The organism is Mycobacterium sp. (assembly GCF_044223235.1).
In the GTDB taxonomy this organism is placed as follows: Bacteria; Actinomycetota; Actinomycetes; order Mycobacteriales; family Mycobacteriaceae; genus Mycobacterium.
The window spans coordinates 1-18,304 of record NZ_JBGAME010000039.1 but is presented as its reverse complement, the minus strand read 5'-3'; the positions used below and the strand labels follow the sequence as shown (position 1 = coordinate 18,304).

Here is an 18,304-nt window from a genome sequence, read left to right as displayed (position 1 = left end):
CCCGCCCGGCCCGCTCCCCATCAGCCGCCCCGAGAATCGGGGGTTGGCCTGTTGTTCAATTCTCCCCACTGACGGGCCAGCGAGACCGCGTGCCGCCATCGGCGCCATTCGTTGTCCCGCACCGCGGGATCGATCTTGGGTGTCCAGTCGGCGGCTCGACGCCAATGGCGGCGAAGCGTGTCGCGGTGGGGCCAGACGCCGGCGGCAAGGCCGGCCGCGTACGCCGCGCCAAGGGCGACGGTTTCGGCGGTTATCGGACGGATCACCGGCACGTCGAGCACGTCCGCGAGGGTTTGCATGAGCAGGTTGTTCGCCGTCATTCCACCGTCGACGGTCAGGGATTTCGCGGGTACCCCGGCGTCGGTATTCATGGCGTCGACAAGATCTTTCGTCTGCCAGGCCGTCGACTCGAGCATGGCACGCGCGAGGTGCCCTTTGCCGATGTAGCCGGTCAAACCCACGATCAAGCCCTCAGCGGTCGGATCCCAGAACGGGGCGAACAACCCAGAGAAGGCCGGAACGAAGAAGCACCCGCCGTTGTCGTCCACGCTTTCGGCGAGTGTCTCGATCTCGGCGGGGCTCCGGATCAGACCGAGGTTGTCTCGACACCATCGAACCAGGCCCCCGGCGGTGGCGATCGAGCCTTCCAGCGCGTATTCGGTCGGTTCCCCAGCGGTGGTTCGCGCCACCGTGGTGATCAGCCCTTGACGCGAGTGAACCAGCTCGGTACCCGTGTTGAGCAGCAGGAAGGATCCGGTCCCGAATGTGCATTTGGCATCGCCGGCGTCGAACGCCGTCTGACCGAACAACGACGCCTGCTGGTCGCCGATCACGGCGGTGATCGGAATCCCCGGCACCGGATCGACGGTCAGGATGCCGAGGCCGATCGACGGACCGATCTCGGGAAGCGTTGACCGCGGCACCCGCATCGCGGCCAGAAGTTCATCGTCCCACGACAGGTTGTCAAGCCTCATCAGCATCGTGCGACTGGCGTTGGTCGGATCGGTGATGTGAACGGCATTTGGATTGCCGGCGCCCCCAGTTAGATTCCACACGATCCAGGAGTCCATCGTCCCGAACATCAGGTCCCCAGACTCGGCTTGCTCGCGTAATCCTGGAACACTGTCGAACAGCCATCGAATCTTCGGACCCGAAAAGTACGCCGCCACGGGCAGACCGGTGCGTCTGCGTATCTCATCGGCCGAGATCGCTTGGGTGATCTCGGACAACGTCCCGCGGGTCCGGGTGTCCTGCCACACGATCGCCCGGTGCACGGGCATGCCTGTCACCCGGCTCCACAACACGGTGGTCTCGCGCTGGTTGGTAATGCCCAGGGCGCTGACGTCGGTATGGTCGATCCCGGCCTTGCGTATGGCGGATACAAGCACTTTCTTTGTGACCGACCAGATCTCGAGTGCATCATGTTCGACGTGTCCGGGAGCCGGATGGTATTGGCGGTGTTCGTTCTGGGCGATGGACACCATGCGGCCGTGCTGGTCGAACACGATGCATCTTGTCGAGCTGGTGCCCTGATCCAGCGCGGCCACATAACGAGGGGCCATCACTACATCCCGTGTCCGAGCTCGCGGGAGATCGCCTGAGCCGTCTGCTGCACGTCGGCCACCATCCGAGCGTGCGGACGGAGCCGCTCGTCGCATACTCGCCCGACCGGACCCTCGATGCCGACGGCGGCCACGACGTAGCCACCGTGATCGCGGACCGGCGCGGCCACGGTGGCTCTGCCGGGTTCGTCCTCTTCGACGCTGTCGGCCCACCCGCGGTCCCGGACGGTGGCGAGCCCACGCTGCAATACGACTCGATCGGTGATCGTGCGGTGAGTCAGGCTGACCAACGCCTGGTGGCCGAGGCTGCGGGCCGCCCCGGGGTCGAACGCCAGCAGCACCTTGCCCATCGCGTCGGCGTGCAACGGGAGACGCGTCCCGACCGCAAGACGGCGAGCACGACTGCTTGCGGAGCCGTCGTGCACGCCGTAGACCGGCCGGGTCCGCTCCGCCCGCAACACATGGTGCGCGACGACGGCATGTCCGTCACGGAACGCCGCGAGCACCACTCCCTCACCAGTGTGGGCAGCCAGATTGTCGGCCCAGTTCAACGCTTTCGCCCTGAGTTCGTGCAAATCGAGGCGCGGGGTGCCGAGGCGGAAGAGCTCGGGCGACACCAGGTATCGACCGGTGGCGTCGTCCTGCGTGACGAAGCCGACCTCGCTCAGCGTGCGGAGCAGCCCATGGGCGGTGCCCTTGGGCAGATTCAGCGCTGCCGCCACCTGCATAAGACCGAGCGGCTCATCCTCGGACGCCAACAGCTGCAGCATCGCCGCTGCCCGCTCGACCGACTGCACCGACCGTGACACAGAGCACAGGCTACGCCCGTGTTCGACATGGTCAGACGGTTTGGAGTTCGGCAATGCCGAACTCCGAGGATTCCGCCGACCGTGTGATCCGAATAACTTTTCAGGTGTCGCACCGGGTCTCTCACAAGCAGATCCATCCCGTGCAATCCGTCGCTCATTTTGGAAAGAGGAGTTTGCTGTGACCTTCGTCGCGCCCCCGCTCAGTCCGTCCTCCCGCAACGATGCACTGCGGTCCATGGCCAACTCCGAGCTGGATGTACTGGTGATCGGCGGCGGTGTGGTGGGCGCCGGCGCGGCACTGGACGCGGCTACCCGTGGATTGCGGGTCGGCCTGGTGGAAGCCCGGGACTACGGTTCGGGTACCTCGAGTCGCTCGTCCAAACTCATCCACGGTGGCTTGCGGTATCTCAAGCAGCTCAACTTCGGCCTCGTCTTCGAAGCGCTACGCGAACGCAAGCTCATCCTCGAAACACTCTGTCCGCACCTGGCCCGGCCGGTGCCCTTCATCTACCCGCTCGAGCGGTGGGGATTCGACCGTGCCTGGGTTGGCGCCGGAGTCGGAGTCTACGACGTGCTCGGGGCGGGCCGCGGTGTCCCGAGCCACATGAAGCACCTCTCCCGCGACAAGACCCTGCGGATCTTCCGGGGCGGCAAGCGTGACGCCATCCGCGGCGGGATTCTGTTCTACGAGGGTCAGGTCGACGACGCGCGACACACGATGATGCTCACCCGAACGGCCGTCGCGCACGGGGCCCTGGCGGCCAACAGCACCCGCGTCACGGGGTTCATCCGCGACAATGACCGAGTCGTCGGAGTTCAGGCAACCGATCTGGAGTCCGGAGCCGAATTGCAGATCAGGGCCAAAACGGTGATCAACGCCGCGGGCGTATGGACCGACGAAATCCAGCAGATGATCGGAGGGAAAGGGCAGTTCCGGGTACATGCATCAAAGGGCATCCATATCCTTGTGCCCCGGTCGAAGATCGACTCGGACACGGGACTGATCACTGAGACCGAGAAGAGTCTGCTGTTCATCATCCCGTGCCCATGGAGCGACAAGTTCTGGATCATCGGCACCACCGACACCTCGTGGAAGCTGGACCTGGCCCACCCCGCGGCAAGCAGCGCCGATATCGACTACCTGCTCGACCATGCCAACGGTCTACTGGCCAACCAACTGACGCGGGACGATGTGGTCGGGGTGTATGCGGGGCTGCGGCCGCTTCTCGCCGGAGAATCGGACGAAACCAGCAAGCTGTCCCGCGAGCATGCGGTCGTATCCCCGGTACCCGGGCTGGTGATTGTCGCGGGCGGGAAGTACACGACCTACCGGGTGATGGCCGCCGACGCCGTCGACGAGGCGGCCAAACAGCTCCCGACGACGGTGGCCGAGTCGCGCACGGACAGCGTGCCACTCGTCGGGGCGGAGGGCTATCGCGCGCTGGTCGATCGCCGTGCACACGTCGCCGCGCAGTCGGGAATGACCGTCGAGCAACTCGACCGCCTGCTCGGCCGGTACGGCACCGCGGTCGGCGAGCTGATCGATCTGACCGCCGAGCAGCCGGACTTGGCCGAACCGTTGACCGGCGCGCCAGACTATCTCAAGGTGGAGGCCTACTACGCCGTGTCGCACGAGGGCGCACTGCATCTGGATGACATCCTGGCACGGCGTCTGCGGGTTTCGGTGGATACGCCCAGCCGCGGAGTCGACGCCGCACCCGAAGTGGCACACCTGGTTGCCCCCATCCTCGGCTGGGATCCTGCCACCGTCAGCCGAGAGATCGAGCACTACGACGGTCGGGTGGCGGCGGAGATCGATTCACAAAAACAACCGGACGATCACACTGCCGACTCGGCCCGGCTCGGAGCGCCCGAGGTCCGGCACGGCGCTGGTTAGCCGATCGGAGTGGCTACCGCCGCCACGCCGCCCACCGACCACGACAGCCGTCAAACACACTGCAGCGAAGACACTTTGGCACACGCCCATCCACAGCAGCGCCCGAACGATATGCAACGGGCCTCGACCGAACGGAGAACCTTCGATGGACACGCTCACCCTCGGACAGATAGTGCTTTACGAAACATTCGGCACTGCGCTGCTGCTGCTGCTGGGCTGCGGGGTCGTCGCCACGGCGATTCTGAAGAACAGCAAGGGAGACGGCGGTGGTTGGCTGCTGATCAACTTCGGTTGGGGGATCGCGGTGTTCGTCGGTGTCTACGCCGCCTTCCCGACCGGTGCACATCTCAATCCCGCGGTCACCGTCTCGCAGTGGATGATGGGTAACATCGATGCGGGCCAAGCGTGCGCGTACTTCGCCGGCCAGTTCATCGGCGCCTTCATCGGTGCGGTGTTGTGCTGGCTGGCATTCCGGGAGCACTTCGACGCCGAGGAGGACCCTGGCAAGAAACTGGGTGTGTTCTCTACCGGTCCGGCGATGCGCAATCCGATTTGGAACTTCGCCACCGAAGTCATCGCCACCTTCGTCCTTATTTTCTGGATCCTTTCCTCAGGCGGGACCCCGAGCAGCCTCGGACCGCTCGCGGTAGCGCTGGTTGTCGTCGGGATCGGCGCGTCGCTCGGCGGTCCCACCGGATACGCCATCAATCCCGCCCGCGACCTCGGTCCACGAATAGCTCATGCTGTGCTGCCCATCAAAGGCAAAGGCACCTCCGATTGGTCCTACAGCTGGATCCCCGTCGTCGCTCCGCTCGTCGGTGCCGTGCTGGCCACATTGGTCTTCAAGTCCATCGACGCCGCCGATCTGATCGCAAAAGTCACTGCAGCGCAAGAACATTGATGGGCAACCGACCACCAGAACACGACACTCGACCCGACATCCCCGCCCCCACGTCACCCCAACAGCGAACATAGGAGAACGCCATGGCGAAGCAGTACGTTGCCGCGATTGACCAAGGAACCACCTCGACGAGGTGCATGATCTTCGACCACGACGGCCGCGTCGTCGCGTCCGACCAGGCCGAACACGAACAGATCTTTCCCAGGGCGGGATGGGTGGAACACAACCCCGTCGAGATCTGGGACAACACCCGGGCCGTCGTCGCCGGGGCACTCGCCAGAGCCGACCTTGCACCGAGCGACTTCGCGGCGGTTGGCATCACCAACCAGCGTGAGACCGCCGTGGTGTGGGACCGCAACACGGGCGAACCCGTCTACAACGCCATCGTCTGGCAGGACACCCGCACCGACGCGATCTGCCAAGATTTGGGGGCACTCGGCGGTGGGGCCGAACGCTACAAGGACAAGGTCGGACTTCCTCTCGCAACCTATTTCTCCGGTCCGAAGGTGCGCTGGATCCTCGACAACGTCGACGGGGCACGTGAAAAGGCCGAGGCGGGCGACCTCATGTTCGGGAACATGGACACCTGGGTCGTGTGGAACATGACCGGAGGTCAGCAGGGCGGACTGCACATTACCGACGTCACCAACGCCTCCCGCACCATGCTCATGGACCTCGACACCCTCTCCTGGGACGCCGGCATAGCCGCGGAGATGGGGATCCCCCTGTCGATGCTGCCGGAGATCAGATCGTCCTCCGAGGTGTATGGCCACGACCGCGAGCACGGTGTGTTGTCGGGGGTGCCGATCGCCGGAATCCTCGGCGATCAACAGGCCGCCACGTTCGGCCAGGCCTGCCTGTCCGTCGGTGAGGCCAAGAACACCTATGGCACAGGTAATTTCATGTTGATCAACACCGGCACCGACAAGGTGTCGTCCAAGAACGGCCTGCTGACCACGGTCTGTTACAAGATCGGGGATCGGCCCGCGGTCTACGCGCTGGAGGGTTCGATTGCGGTATCCGGCTCACTCGTACAGTGGATCCGGGACAACTTCGGTCTGATCGCATCCGCACCTGAGATCGAAGATCTCGCAAAGACCGTCGACGACAACGGTGGTGCTTATTTCGTGCCGGCCTTCTCAGGGTTGTTCGCACCGCACTGGCGCTCGGACGCCCGTGGCGCACTCGTCGGGCTCACCCGCTACGTGAACAAGGGTCACCTCGCCAGAGCAGTACTGGAGGCTACCGCGTTCCAGAGCCGCGAGGTGCTGGACGCGATGAACGCCGATTCCGGCGTGGACCTGACGACGATGAAGGTCGACGGCGGCATGGTCGCGAACGAGACGCTGATGCAGTTCCAGGCCGACATCCTCGGCGTGCCTGTGGTTCGCCCGGTTGTCGCCGAGACCACCGCGCTCGGTGCCGCCTACGCTGCCGGTCTCGCGGTGGGATTCTGGGAATCCGAGGACGACATCCGTCACAACTGGGCCGAGGACAAGCGCTGGGAGCCGCAGATGGATGCCGCACAGCGCGAGAAGCTCTATCGGCGCTGGCGTAAGGCGGTCACCAAGACGCTGGACTGGGTCGAGGACGACGACTGACCACCGTCAATCGTCGTCACCCCGCTCCCCCCGCCTAGTTTGGTCGTGCACGACCTCGTCACCGCTCCACCCGGTGCGCTCGGGATGGCGCTGGTGTCGGTCCTGGTCGTGCACCACCTCGTCGCCATTCCACCCGGTGCGCTCGGAGTGGCTCTGATGGCGGTCCTGATCGTGCACCACCTCGTCGCCGTTCCACCCGCTGCGCTCGGGATGGCGTTGGTGTCGGTCCTGGTCGTGGACGATCGCGTCACCACTCCACGCGCGCCGCGCCGGGCGCTGGGCGCCGGTGCTTGAGCACTCATCACCACGCGGCATGTTGCAGCCCCTTTCGTTGATTCCAGGCACAAGTGATCTGCGGGCATGCAGACTCTGTTGCACAACTCTATGACCCGGATGGCTGACCCAATAGATCCGCGATCCATCGATCACCCGAGGAAGGTCTGCTCATGACTGTTGGCGCCATGACCGTGGCGGCGCTGGATCGCAATCTCGCGTTGGAATTGGTGCGCGCCACCGAGGCAGCGGCGCTTGCCGCGTCGCGTCACCTGGGCCGCGGCGACAAGGAGCTCGTCGATCAGGCCGCGGTGGATGCGATGCGCCCCGTGCTGAACACGATTTCCATGCGCGGCACAGTCGTGATCGGCGAGGGCGAAAAAGACGAGGCGCCGATGCTCTACAACGGCGAAGAGGTGGGCGACGGCACGGGCCCCGAGGTCGACTTCGCGGTCGACCCGGTCGACGGCACCACCCTGACCGCCAAGAGCCTGCCCAACGCCTTGGCGATCGTGGCGGTATCCGAACGGCACACGATGTTCGACCCCGGCCCGTGTGTATACATGGAGAAGATGGCGTGCGCCGCCGACCTGGCCGACGTGGTCGATTTCACCGCGCCGATCGAGCACACCCTCGCGGCCATCGCGAAGGCCCGCGGCCTGGCGGTACCGGAGTTGACGGTGTGCATTCTCGACCGGCCCCGCCACGAGGCGGACCTCGTCCGCCGGGTCCGGGAGGTGGGCTCGCGGATCAAGTTCCTGCTCGACGGCGACGTGGCAGGGGCGATCATGGCCGCAAATCCGGAAACCAACGTCGACCTGATGGTGGGTATCGGTGGCACACCGGAGGGCGTGCTTGCGGCGTGCGCCCTCAAATGCCTCGGGGGCGCGTTCTACGGCCGGCTGCATCCCCGCGACGCCGACGAGGAAAGCCGGGCCCGAGACGCCGGCTACGACGTCGAGAAGATCCTGACCCTCGACGACATGGTACGAAGCGACAACGTCTTCGTCGCCGCGACCGGTGTGACCGATGGCGAGTTGCTCCGCGGGGTGAGCTTCGGCGTGGACCGGGCCGTCACGCACTCGATCTCGATGCGGTCGCTTTCGGGGGCCGTGCGGCTCATCGAGACCCGGCACCGGATCAGCACATCCAACCTCATCCCGCGCGGCTGAACCGGGCCGAGCCGGTCCGCCTGCTAGAGCGGATCCCTCGGCACCCGACAGCGGGTGCCGTTGAGACGGGCCGCGGTTCAGGTCACCGGTGTCAGCGGACCGCCCACGATATTGCCGACGATCCCGCGAATGATGTTGGTGCCGTCCTCATTTCGCAGCTCCTCGTACCAGGCGGCGGTCTTCTCCGGGTCCTTGGCATGGGTGACGTCGCAGCGCTTGCGGGCCCGCAGCACCAAGTCACCGGCGCGTTCGGCGCGACTGGCCTGGTACGCCGCGAGTGCCGCGGCAACGTCGTCGGAGTTCTCCTTGAACGCCCACTGCAGCGCGACCGCGTCCTCCATGGCCGAGCATCCGCCCTGGCCGATGTCGGGGGTGGTGTTGTGGGCGGCGTCGCCGAGCACTGCGACGCGGCCCTTGACCCAGGTGTGGAACGGGTCGAGGTCGAGGATCTCCACGCGATTGGTTGTGGCCGGGTCGAGCCGGTCGATCAGGGTCTGCACCCCTGGCGCCCAGCCGGCGAAGTGCTCACGCAGAACCTCACGGGCGCTACCCCTTTCGTAAGGCACACCCTGCGGCTCGACCACGTCGAAGAAGAAGTAGAACCGGCCGTCGGCGACAGGCATGACCGAAACCCGTTTGCCGTCACCCACATAGGTGGTCCACTCGGTGGAGGGGCCGATGTCGTCGTCCATCTCGACCAGTCCGTTGAAGTTGACGTAGCCCGCATAGCGCCGGGTCACCGGCGCACCCAGGACGTATTCGCGGGTGATCGAGCTTGCGCCGTCGGCGCCGATGATGATATCCGCAGTGACCGCCGAACCGTCGGCGAAGGTCGCGGTGGCGACGTCGGGGCCGTCCTCGACGGTGACCATCTTCATTCCGAAGTTGATCTGGTCGAGACCGTAGGCCTCCATCAACATCAACTGCAGCTCGGCGCGCGCGATGGGGTATGGGCGTTGCCCGACCTCGTCGATAAGCGGCTGAAGCGAGAAGCGGCACATGGTCTCGCCGGAGTGAGCGTCGAGATAGCTCATCGTCTCGACGATGCCTCCGAGCCGTGCAGTCTGCTCTTCCAGACCCAGGTAGTTCAGGCATTTGACACCGTTCGACCACACGGAGATGGCCGCGCCCACCGGCTTGTTTTCGGTGACACGTTCGTAGACTTCGGTGTCAATTCCGATCTGCCGCAACGCTATCGCAGCGCTCATACCGCCCATGCCCGCGCCGATGATGACCGCCTTCAACCGCATCCTCCGTCCGGCTCGCCGCATTCGTCCACCCAGCGTATGGGGGCTGCGGCGGTTTCGCGCTTCGAGCGCGGCGGCCCGCATCTGCGCGATGGGCCGAGTTGGGCCGAGATGGGCCCAAATGCGCTCAGCCGCGCCCGAAATACGGCATGGCCCGCGCCATCACGGTGATCGTGGGGACCGCCACATCGAGCGGTAGTTCGATGATGTGGGCCAGCGTCCGCGCCACGTGGTCGGCGTCGAAGGTCGGCTCGGCCATCCGGGTGCCGTCCGGCTGCAACGCCTTGCTCCCGATTCCGACGGTCATCGCGGTGGCGGCGTTGCCGATGTCGATCTGTGTGACGGCGATGTCGAGATCGCGAAGGTCCAGTGCCATCGAGGCGGTCAGCCCGCTGATGGCGTGTTTGGTGACGGTGTAGGCCAGGCTCTTCGGCCGGGGGCGATGCGCCGAGATCGAGCCGTTGTTGATGATCCGTCCGCCCCGCGGCATCTGGGCGAGCATGACGCGGACCGCCTCGCGCGCGCAGAACACCGAGCCGTCGACGTTGGTGCGCCACGTCTGCTGCCACCCGTCGTCGGTGATCTCACCGATCGAGGCCGACGGGCCGAACGTGCCCGCGTTGTTGAACAGCACATCCACCCGGCCGAACCGGCGCACCGTCTCGTCGAACAGTGCGCGCACCGACGCCGGGTCGGTGACATCGGCGGGCACGGTCAACGCGTCGGGACGGTCGTCGGCGGCTTCGGCCAACGTCTCGGGCCTGCGGCCCGCCAGCACCACACGATGCCCCCGGCTCAGGAACTCCCGGGCGGCGGCCCGGCCGAGGCCGCTGCCCGCCCCGGTCACCACCACGACCTGACTCATGTGGGTGATTATCGCCGTTGGGACCGGCGCCCGGCCGCGTTCCCGAACGAGAAACCAGGGTTGTGAGACCGGCCGCTTGACGACCCTGACTTCTCGTTCGGCGCCTAGCCTGGAGGTGTGCGGGCCGCACCGGACACCCGGCACCCGGCCGGGCGAGTCGTTATGCTTGCGCCTTCCGACGGCCGCGGGCATCGCGCGCCGCAGGGCGCTCTCGCACGAGGAAGGGGTCATGTCCGCTGAAGCCGGCGCGTCGTCGCCCCCCAAGCCAACGCCAGCCGTGCCCAAGCCCGCACCGGGCCACATCCGGCTGACCTCGCACAGCGGCGGTTCCGATGTCCTGCCGATCCGGTGGGGAGCGCCTACCGCTGCCGAACGCGGGCCGGTGGTCGGTACCACCTCCAAGCGCGCCCACCGCAATGTGATCGGCACCCACAGCGGCTCCTACAGCGTCTACCGGGCGCTGGCGATCGCGGCGGGGGCGCTGTCCCGTGACCACAAGGCCGACCTGACCAACACCGCGCCCACCGATGTCATCGGGCCGTACCCGCAGTGGTGCGAGCCCGACGCCATCGTGAGCCTGGACCCGTGGGGCGCCATGGTGTCCGAGGCGTACGCCACGGAGCTGGCCGCGGGTCATGACATCCGGCCGACCATCGCGGTGACCAAGGCGCACGTCATCCTGCCCGAGATCACCGAGGCCATCCAGAAGGGGCGGCTGCACCCCGACGGCCGTACCCTGCTGGCCAGCGGTGCGGCGCTGGTCACCAAGGCGGCGGTCGAACCCGTCTGGTATCTGCCCGGCGTGGCCAAGCGGTTCGGATGCAGCGAGACGGACCTGCGCCGGGTGCTGTTCGAGGAGACCGGCGGCATGTACCCCGAGCTGGTCACCCGTGCCGACCTGGAGGTCTTCCTCCCGCCGATCGGTGGCCAGACGATCTATATCTTCGGCGATCCGCGCGACCTGTCGGACCCTGCCGTCGAACTGACCGCCAGGGTGCATGACGAGTGCAACGGCTCGGACGTGTTCGGTTCGGATATCTGCACCTGTCGGCCGTATCTGACCCATGCGATCGAGGAATGCATACAGGGTGCGCAGCGCGGCGGTGTCGGTCTTGTCGCCTACTCGCGCAAAGAGGGCCGCGCCCTGGGTGAGGTCACCAAGTTCCTGGTATACAACGCGCGTAAACGTCAGGAGGGCGGCGATACCGCCGAGGGGTACTTCGCCCGCACCGAATGCGTGGCGGGTGTGCAGGACATGCGTTTCCAGGAATTGATGCCCGACGTGCTGCATTGGCTGGGCATCCGCAAGATCCACCGGCTGGTGTCGATGAGCAACATGAAGTACGACGCGATCACCGGTTCGGGGATCGAGGTCGGCGAACGGGTGAACATTCCCGACGAATTGATTCCCGCCGACGCGCGGGTGGAGATCGACGCCAAGATGGCCGCGGGCTACTTCACGCCGGGCCCGGTGCCCGACGCGGAGGAACTCAAGAAGGCCAAGGGCCGGGGTCTGCACCCATGAGCGCCGGATGAGCACGGCGGGCATCACCTCGGAACTGGACACCGCCGAGGGCGCCGCTGCGGCGCTACGCAGCACGGTGGCCGTGCGCGAACGGGCGCAGCAGCTACTGGAGCGGGCGCGGGTGGGCGCATCGCCCTGGTTCACCGTGCACGACGACGCGCTGGCGCAGGCCGCGGCCGAGGTCGCCGACGTCACCAGGACCCGCTATCCCGACCTGGGGATCCCCTATCACAGCAGGTGGCGCCATTTCGAGGTCGGCGGCGTAGATCGGGGCGCGCAGCTGTCGGCGCTATTGGCGGCGCTCGACGCCGATGGGCGTGCCCGAGCCATGATCGACCTGGCCGTGGTCAGTGTGTTGCTGGACGCCGGAGCGGGCCCGGACTGGGCGTTCACCGAGCCGGGCACCGGACAGCGCCTCACCCGCTCGGAGGGCCTCGGCGTGGCCAGCTGGCATGCCTTCGTCGGCGGGTTGTTCTCCAGCGATCCCGACCGGCCATGCCAGGCCGATGCCGTTGGGCTCCGTCGGCTCAGCGCCGACGGGCTGGCCGAGGCGTTTCAGGCCGGGCCGGCCAATCCCCTGGTCGGCCTCGACGGCCGCGTCGTCGTCCTGCGTCGGCTGGGCGACGCGCTGGCGGCACGGCCGGAGGTGTTCGGTCCGCACGGCAGGCCCGGCGGACTGTTCGACTCTCTCGTCACGTCCGCCGCGACGGTGGCCGCACACGACATCCTGTCGCTGCTGCTGACCACCCTGTCCGGCATCTGGCCGGCCGCCAACACCATCGGCGGGCAACCGCTGGGCGACTGCTGGCGTCACGACCAGGTGGCCGGTGCGGGGCTGACCCGCGGCTGGATGCCCTTCCACAAACTCTCGCAGTGGCTGACCTACTCGTTGCTGGAGCCGTTCGAGTGGGCGGGTGTGAAGGTGCAGGACCTAGACGCGCTGACCGGCCTGCCCGAGTACCGCAATGGCGGGTTGCTGCTCGACACCGGTGCCCTGCGCCTGCGCGATGCGGACCTGGCCGACCGAATCTGGACGGCGGGAGACGAGCTGATCATCGAGTGGCGTGCACTGACCGTGGCCCTGCTGGACGAGCTGGCCCCGGGGGTCAGGACGGCGCTCGGCAAGGACAGCAACCAGATGCCGCTGGCGTGCGTGCTGGAGGGTGGCACGTGGGCGGCGGGCCGCGCCCTCGCGCAACGCCTCCGCTGCGGGCTGCCGCCGCTGGACATCCGCAGTGACGGCACTATTTTCTAGAACCTTCAGTCTAGAAACTTCAGTCTAGAGGGACCCATGGGCAACGTTCACCTGATCGACCATCCGCTGGTGCAGCACAAGCTCACCCTGATGCGCCGAAAAGAAGCTTCCACCAACAGCTTTCGCCGTCTGGTCAACGAGATATCGGCATTGATGGCCTACGAGGTGCTGCGGGACATGCCCATGCACGAGGTCGAGATCGACACCCCGCTCGAACACACGACGGGCAGAGTCATCGACGGCAAGAAGCTCGTCTTCGTGTCGATCCTGCGCGCGGGAAGCGGGATCCTCGACGGCATGCTGACCGTGGTGCCGGGTGCCCGCGTCGGCCACATCGGCCTGTACCGCGACCCCAAAACGCTTGTTGCCGTGGAGTATTACTTCAAGTTGCCCGGCGACCTGCACGAACGCGACGTGGTGGTGGTGGACCCGATGCTGGCTACGGGAAACTCGGCGGTCGCTGCGGTCGAGCGGTTGAAGGAATGCGGGCCCAAGTCCATCAAGTTTGTCTGCCTGCTCACCTGCCCGGAAGGTGTCGCCGCAATGCACAACGCGCACCCCGACGTGCCGATCTACACCGCCGCGATCGACCGTGAGCTCGACGCGCACGGCTATATCGTGCCGGGCCTCGGGGATGCGGGCGACCGCATCTACGGCACCAAGTAGCAGCGTCGAGTGGGAAGCCAGGGCGAGCTTTCGGCCGATTCTTCGCCATCGGTTCACATTCGCTGACGGCCACCATCCCAGATCCCGGGTAGCCTCGAACAGGTGGCCGCCGCCGGGCGGGCCAGCGCCCGCGATGACATGGTCCGGCTCGTGAATCGCACGACCGGCATGGATGGCTTCGGCCGGGACGCGATGCGTGTTGTCCAGCGAGCGGTGCTGATCGAAGAGGTCGGTTTCGACTTCACCGGCGCAGACTGTAGCGGCTGGATGTCCGACGCCGGCTTCAGCAGGAGCTACGTCGAACACCTGGCGGGCCACGACTCGATGGTGGTCGGAATAAAGTAGCGCACTACTCACGCGGTACCTCCCTCCTGCGAGCACGATCAGGGTGAGCCGTCGCCGGTCGCAGTCGCGCAACCGGCCGATCGGCAAACTCGAGGAGGGCACATGACCACACATACGCACGGTCACCATGGCGGTACGACCACGACCGCGCCGAAGACGGTCCACCGCTGGGTCGTGTTCGGGCCCCCCGGTGAGAGCGATGACACCGTGAACCGCGTCTACCTCTCCCACCTGTCGATGTTCTCGATGCCCGAGCATGCGATGCAGGTGATCGTGTCTGCCGATCTCTTCACCGCCGGTGGATCGCCGTCGACCGCCTACGCCGACGATCGTCGCTCGCACCCAGCCCAGCGCTTGTACACCCTGGACCCCGAACTGTTCGTCCTCCCCGACATCCTGCCGTCCGACTCCGAGCCGCCCCGGCGGGATTCGCTGCAGGCCGACCTCTACCGAGACCACATCGAGAAGAACAACCCTCAGAAGGAGCGCATCGCGCGCGGCGTGACCGTCCACATCAACGACATCGTGCACGCCCGCGACTATGACGCCGACGCCCAGCCGCTTGCGGATCTCGAATACCTGGTGTTCGGCTCGAGCACCGACACCTACCTCGCGCACTTCATCACCCGCCCACCGGATTTCGACCAGATCATCGCCGTGAGCATCGACGGGGGTCTGGGCGCCGACCCGATCGTCTCCGGCGTGCGGCTGACGGTTCCCGGCCGGGCCAACACCATCGGCGACCGGCTCGCGGAGGGCGGTCAGGCAGTGCAGGCGACCCTGCACGGCCCGGCTGGCGACACCACCGTGACGATCCGGCCGGGTGTGGAGTACTACCTCAACTCCGACCAGGACATGCAGTGAGGCCACCGACTCAATAGCCCCTCAGTAGCCCGGGGCTCCCCCGTCGGCGTCCGCGAGGAGTTGTCGGGACCGCGAGACGCCCAGCCGGGTCGCACCGGCCCGGATCATCTCCCGGGCCTGGGCCAGGGTCCGCACCCCGCCGGAGGCCTTGACACCGAGTCCGTTCGACCGGACGGTCTCATACATCAGCGCGACGGCGTGGGCGGTCGCGCCCCCCGCCGGGTGGAAACCGGTCGAGGTCTTCACGAAGTCGGCGCCGGCATCCACCGCCGCGCAGCACGCGCGCACGATCTCGTCGTCGCTGAGGGCCGCCGATTCGATGATCACCTTGAGCACCGAGGGCGCGGGAACCGCCGCACGCACCGCGGCGATACCGGCTTCGACGACATCGAATCTGGCCTCCTTCGCCGCGCCGACGTCGATCACCATATCGATCTCATCAGCCCCCGATGCGATCGCTTCGGCCGCCTCCGCCGCCTTGATGTACGCGGTGTGTTTGCCACTGGGAAAACCGCATACCGCAGCGACTTTCAGGCCCGTGCCGGCCGGTAGCACAACCGGGAGCATCGAGGGCGACACGCACACCGAATAGGCGCCCAGGTCCAGCGCCTCGTCGACCAGCGCGCGCACATCGTCGGCGGTCGCCTCCGGTGCGAGGAGTGTGTGATCGATCATCGCCGCCACCTCCGCGACGGTCGGCGCTGCGTTCGTCGTGTCATCCGGTCGCACGAGGCCAACCTACCGCGGCCGGGCTTGCTCACACGCCCGCGGATCTCTTTCGCCGCCGGTAGTCCGCCGCCTTGGCGCGATTGCCGCACTCCGCCATCCCGCACCAGCGGCGGGAGAAACCACGCGAGTGATCGACGAAGAGCCTGGTGCACTCGGGGTTGGAACATTCCTTGACCTTGGCCATGTCGGCGGAACCGATGAGGTCGATGGTGTCCCGGGCGAGCAGGTTCATGACATCGGCGGCGGTACCCCGGCTGTGCGTGCTGCCGTCGGCGGCCAGCCTCAACGTGGGCAGGGTTCCGCGGGCGAGCTCGTTGATCAGCACGATCTGTGCGGGCTCGGGCCGGATCGCGCCCGAGTGGGCCGATACGACCGCGGCGTACATGGCTTCACGCGCCGCGATGGCGTGGTCGACGTCTTCGGAAGACGGGCCGGCCATCTCGTCGAGCAGCTCTGCCTCACGTGACCACAGGGTCAGATCACTTGGGCTGGAGAGCAATTCGGTGGGTGACGTTCTGCGCCACAGCACCGTGCCCGCGAAGTCGAGGCACCGCCTGCCGCTCACGAACACAAACTTTTGCACGTCACCATCTTGACAGGTGACGCCAACCGGGTTCAAACTTCCAGAGTCATAACCCCCTAAGCAGGTGACGCTGCTGTCATCGGCTCGGCTCACCAGGAAAGTGGCACTACGATGGACACCGACGAATACCTGTACTTCATCGACCGGGCGTTCGACGGCATGCTCTCGGCACTTCGTGACCTGGGTAACGAACGCGCCAACGAAGCACCGCCACTGCCCGGCGCGAACTCGCCGTGGGCGATCACCTACCACTGCACCGAAGTGGCCTCCTACTGGATCGGCCACCTGATCGGCGGCCGGCCCAGCGAACGCGACCGGTCCGCGGAGTTCACCGCGCGCGGCACCGTGGCCGAACTCGCCGAGAGTATCGACGGCCTGCGCCAGCGGCTTCGCGCCGACCTGGGTGGCTTCGACCCGCACCGGCCCCCCGTCAACAGCCCGCCGGCCGACTACGAGGGTCCGCAGCGAACGCTGACATCGGGCGGGGTGCTGCTGCACGTCCTGGAGGAACTCGCCCAGCACCACGGTCAGGTGCAGGTGTCCCGCGACATCGTCTGCCGCACAGCGGAGTTGGGCTGATGTCCGCGAGCGAAGCGCGCTACCCGGGATTCGACGATCTGGACGTGAACGCGCTGTCGCAGCGCAGCGGGGTGAAATGGGCTCGGGCCGTCCGGAAGAACAGCCTGCCGGCGTGGGTTGCCGACATGGACTTTCCACTGGCCGGCGTCATCGGCGACGCGGTGATCGACGTGATCCGCCGCGGTGACGTCGGTTATCCGAACTGGCCCAACGGCACGCCGTTGCGCGCCGAGTTCGCCAGGCGGATGCGGGACCGCCACGGGTGGCAGCCCGACCCGGGCGCCGTACGGGAACACACCGACCTGATCCAGGCGCTGCAACTCGTCCTTCGGCTGGCCACCGATCCCGGCGACGGCGTGGCCATCCAAACACCGAACTACCCGCCGTTCCTGGCCACGCTGTCCACCATGGGCCTGCGCACGGTGGCGCTGCCGTACGTCGACACCGGTGACCAGTGGTCGCCGGACTTCGACGCGTGGGCGCGGGCGCTGCGCCTGCACCGGCCCAAGGTGCTGATTCTGGTCAACCCGCACAACCCCACCGGACGGGTGCATTCGGCTGCCGAGTTGGAGCGCATCGCCGCGCTGGCCGCCGAGCACGACCTGCTGGTCCTCGCCGACGAAATACACGCCGAGCTGATCTACACACCCCACCGGCACATCCCGTTCGCGTCGGTCAGCGCGGATGCCGCGAATCGAACCGTCACCGTCACCTCGGCCAGCAAGGCGTTCAACCTTGCCGGTTTCCGGTGTGCCCTGGCACATTTCGGGCCCACCGCGCTGCTGTCCCGACGGGACGCGGAGCCGCCCGACCTCTACGGCGTGGTGTCGGTTCCCGGTGTGCTGGCGACGCTGGCCGCATGGCAGCACGGGGACCCGTGGCTGGCCGACCTCATCCGGGTCCTCGACCGCAACCGCCAGATGGTTCATGACCGCGTGTCGGCGGCGCTGCCCGATGTACGACACCACCTGCCGCAGGGCACCTACCTGAGCTGGCTGGACGTGTCTCCCCTTGGCATCGACGACCCGGTGGACCTGGTCCTGCGCGAGGGGCGCGTCCTGCTCGACGGGGGCCGCCCGTTCGGACCCGCGTCGGGGGACTTCCTGCGTGTCAACTTCGCCACGTCGCACTCGATACTCGAACAGGTGCTGACGGGGGTCGTCGACGCTCTGGCGGGCGCTTCGCGATCTCGCCACGCGACGTCCTAAAGTTCCCAGCCGAAGGTCCGCGACAGTCCGGGAAGCTTCGTGAATCCACTGACCGCCAACACACAGGCCGTCGACGCCTGGCCTATCGGCCAAGCGCGTTCACGATACCGGCGAACGCCCCGGGCAGCGCCGTCGCGGCGGGCACGAGACGTGAACGCGCCGGCGGGCAGCCGCTCACGCCCAGCAGCGCCGCCGTGATCAGCCGGTAGCGCCGGGACATCCG

General features: G+C 66.9%; 18 protein-coding genes. 12 read left to right on the top strand and 6 right to left on the bottom strand.

Going from position 1 to position 18,304, the window contains the following annotated elements:
• Positions 1 to 20: 20 nt before the first annotated feature.
• Complete coding sequence (gene glpK / locus ADBZ6K_RS25385; RefSeq protein WP_526351929.1) at positions 21 to 1,562, bottom strand: glycerol kinase GlpK; 1,542 nt, start codon at positions 1,560 to 1,562, stop codon at positions 21 to 23.
• Between the two features lie 2 nt (positions 1,563 to 1,564).
• Complete coding sequence (locus ADBZ6K_RS25380; protein WP_526351927.1) at positions 1,565 to 2,371, bottom strand: IclR family transcriptional regulator; 807 nt, start codon at positions 2,369 to 2,371, stop codon at positions 1,565 to 1,567.
• A gap of 235 nt (positions 2,372 to 2,606) precedes the next feature.
• Between ADBZ6K_RS25380 and ADBZ6K_RS25375 the strand changes: the two genes are divergently transcribed.
• From ADBZ6K_RS25375 to glpX, 5 genes are all read left to right on the top strand, one after another.
• A complete protein-coding gene (locus tag ADBZ6K_RS25375; protein WP_526351947.1) occupies positions 2,607 to 4,268 on the top strand; it encodes a glycerol-3-phosphate dehydrogenase/oxidase in 1,662 nt (553 codons plus the stop codon).
• A 145-nt stretch (positions 4,269 to 4,413) separates the two neighbouring features.
• Complete coding sequence (locus tag ADBZ6K_RS25370) at positions 4,414 to 5,169, top strand: MIP/aquaporin family protein (RefSeq protein WP_526351925.1); 756 nt, start codon at positions 4,414 to 4,416, stop codon at positions 5,167 to 5,169.
• A gap of 83 nt (positions 5,170 to 5,252) precedes the next feature.
• On the top strand, positions 5,253 to 6,770 hold the full coding sequence (glpK, locus tag ADBZ6K_RS25365; RefSeq protein WP_526351923.1) for a glycerol kinase GlpK: 1,518 nt from the start codon (positions 5,253 to 5,255) through the stop codon (positions 6,768 to 6,770).
• Positions 6,771 to 6,815: 45 nt separating this feature from the next.
• Positions 6,816 to 7,064: a hypothetical protein gene (locus ADBZ6K_RS25360; RefSeq protein WP_526351921.1), complete on the top strand. Its 249-nt coding sequence runs from the start codon at positions 6,816 to 6,818 to the stop codon at positions 7,062 to 7,064.
• A gap of 152 nt (positions 7,065 to 7,216) precedes the next feature.
• Positions 7,217 to 8,215, top strand: a complete 999-nt coding sequence (gene glpX, locus ADBZ6K_RS25355) for a class II fructose-bisphosphatase (protein WP_526351919.1) — start codon at positions 7,217 to 7,219, stop codon at positions 8,213 to 8,215.
• Between the two features lie 77 nt (positions 8,216 to 8,292).
• Here glpX and hpxO read toward each other — a convergent pair whose 3' ends face one another.
• Together hpxO and ADBZ6K_RS25345 are read right to left on the bottom strand one after the other, a co-directional pair.
• Positions 8,293 to 9,459 (bottom strand): FAD-dependent urate hydroxylase HpxO, encoded by a 1,167-nt coding sequence (gene hpxO, locus ADBZ6K_RS25350; protein ID WP_526351945.1) that lies wholly within the window; start codon positions 9,457 to 9,459, stop codon positions 8,293 to 8,295.
• Between the two features lie 130 nt (positions 9,460 to 9,589).
• Positions 9,590 to 10,327 carry an SDR family oxidoreductase gene (locus ADBZ6K_RS25345; RefSeq protein ID WP_526351917.1) on the bottom strand — a complete coding sequence of 246 codons (738 nt, stop codon included), beginning with the start codon at positions 10,325 to 10,327 and terminating at the stop codon, positions 9,590 to 9,592.
• A 229-nt stretch (positions 10,328 to 10,556) separates the two neighbouring features.
• Between ADBZ6K_RS25345 and ADBZ6K_RS25340 the strand changes: the two genes are divergently transcribed.
• From ADBZ6K_RS25340 to ADBZ6K_RS25320, 5 genes are all read left to right on the top strand, one after another.
• Positions 10,557 to 11,852 (top strand): GTP cyclohydrolase II, encoded by a 1,296-nt coding sequence (locus tag ADBZ6K_RS25340; protein ID WP_526351915.1) that lies wholly within the window; start codon positions 10,557 to 10,559, stop codon positions 11,850 to 11,852.
• Positions 11,853 to 11,859: 7 nt separating this feature from the next.
• Positions 11,860 to 13,107 (top strand): DUF1688 family protein, encoded by a 1,248-nt coding sequence (locus ADBZ6K_RS25335; RefSeq protein WP_526351913.1) that lies wholly within the window; start codon positions 11,860 to 11,862, stop codon positions 13,105 to 13,107.
• 36 nt (positions 13,108 to 13,143) lie between these two features.
• Complete coding sequence (upp, locus tag ADBZ6K_RS25330) at positions 13,144 to 13,773, top strand: uracil phosphoribosyltransferase (RefSeq protein WP_526351911.1); 630 nt, start codon at positions 13,144 to 13,146, stop codon at positions 13,771 to 13,773.
• A gap of 102 nt (positions 13,774 to 13,875) precedes the next feature.
• Positions 13,876 to 14,118: a hypothetical protein gene (locus ADBZ6K_RS25325; protein WP_526351909.1), complete on the top strand. Its 243-nt coding sequence runs from the start codon at positions 13,876 to 13,878 to the stop codon at positions 14,116 to 14,118.
• 102 nt (positions 14,119 to 14,220) lie between these two features.
• Positions 14,221 to 14,982, top strand: coding sequence for a hypothetical protein (locus tag ADBZ6K_RS25320; protein ID WP_526351907.1), 762 nt, complete (start codon positions 14,221 to 14,223; stop codon positions 14,980 to 14,982).
• A 21-nt stretch (positions 14,983 to 15,003) separates the two neighbouring features.
• Here ADBZ6K_RS25320 and deoC read toward each other — a convergent pair whose 3' ends face one another.
• Both deoC and ADBZ6K_RS25310 read right to left on the bottom strand, forming a co-directional pair.
• Positions 15,004 to 15,657 carry a deoxyribose-phosphate aldolase gene (gene deoC, locus ADBZ6K_RS25315; RefSeq protein ID WP_526351905.1) on the bottom strand — a complete coding sequence of 218 codons (654 nt, stop codon included), beginning with the start codon at positions 15,655 to 15,657 and terminating at the stop codon, positions 15,004 to 15,006.
• An 82-nt stretch (positions 15,658 to 15,739) separates the two neighbouring features.
• Positions 15,740 to 16,294, bottom strand: a complete 555-nt coding sequence (locus tag ADBZ6K_RS25310) for a CGNR zinc finger domain-containing protein (RefSeq protein ID WP_526351903.1) — start codon at positions 16,292 to 16,294, stop codon at positions 15,740 to 15,742.
• Between the two features lie 111 nt (positions 16,295 to 16,405).
• On the opposite strand from ADBZ6K_RS25310, the gene ADBZ6K_RS25305 reads away from it, so the two are divergent.
• Positions 16,406 to 16,873, top strand: a complete 468-nt coding sequence (locus ADBZ6K_RS25305; RefSeq protein ID WP_526351901.1) for a DinB family protein — start codon at positions 16,406 to 16,408, stop codon at positions 16,871 to 16,873.
• Entirely contained in the window at positions 16,873 to 18,081 is a 1,209-nt protein-coding gene (locus ADBZ6K_RS25300) for a MalY/PatB family protein (protein WP_526351899.1), read from the top strand. The genes ADBZ6K_RS25305 and ADBZ6K_RS25300 overlap by 1 nt, the downstream gene beginning before the upstream one ends.
• Positions 18,082 to 18,304: the final 223 nt, after the last annotated feature.

Bases quoted from the DNA above. Each gene is read 5' to 3' on its own strand.
- glpK (WP_526351929.1), bottom strand. From the start codon at position 1,562: ATGGCCCCTCGTTATGTGGCCGCGCTGGATCAGGGCACCAGCTCGACA.
- ADBZ6K_RS25375 (WP_526351947.1), top strand. From the start codon at position 2,607: ATGGCCAACTCCGAGCTGGATGTACTGGTGATCGGCGGCGGTGTGGTG.
- ADBZ6K_RS25370 (WP_526351925.1), top strand. From the start codon at position 4,414: ATGGACACGCTCACCCTCGGACAGATAGTGCTTTACGAAACATTCGGC.
- glpK (WP_526351923.1), top strand. From the start codon at position 5,253: ATGGCGAAGCAGTACGTTGCCGCGATTGACCAAGGAACCACCTCGACG.
- glpX (WP_526351919.1), top strand. From the start codon at position 7,217: ATGACTGTTGGCGCCATGACCGTGGCGGCGCTGGATCGCAATCTCGCG.
- ADBZ6K_RS25345 (WP_526351917.1), bottom strand. From the start codon at position 10,327: ATGAGTCAGGTCGTGGTGGTGACCGGGGCGGGCAGCGGCCTCGGCCGG.
- ADBZ6K_RS25340 (WP_526351915.1), top strand. From the start codon at position 10,557: ATGTCCGCTGAAGCCGGCGCGTCGTCGCCCCCCAAGCCAACGCCAGCC.
- ADBZ6K_RS25335 (WP_526351913.1), top strand. From the start codon at position 11,860: ATGAGCACGGCGGGCATCACCTCGGAACTGGACACCGCCGAGGGCGCC.
- upp (WP_526351911.1), top strand. From the start codon at position 13,144: ATGGGCAACGTTCACCTGATCGACCATCCGCTGGTGCAGCACAAGCTC.
- ADBZ6K_RS25320 (WP_526351907.1), top strand. From the start codon at position 14,221: ATGACCACACATACGCACGGTCACCATGGCGGTACGACCACGACCGCG.
- deoC (WP_526351905.1), bottom strand. From the start codon at position 15,657: ATGATCGATCACACACTCCTCGCACCGGAGGCGACCGCCGACGATGTG.
- ADBZ6K_RS25305 (WP_526351901.1), top strand. From the start codon at position 16,406: ATGGACACCGACGAATACCTGTACTTCATCGACCGGGCGTTCGACGGC.
- ADBZ6K_RS25300 (WP_526351899.1), top strand. From the start codon at position 16,873: ATGTCCGCGAGCGAAGCGCGCTACCCGGGATTCGACGATCTGGACGTG.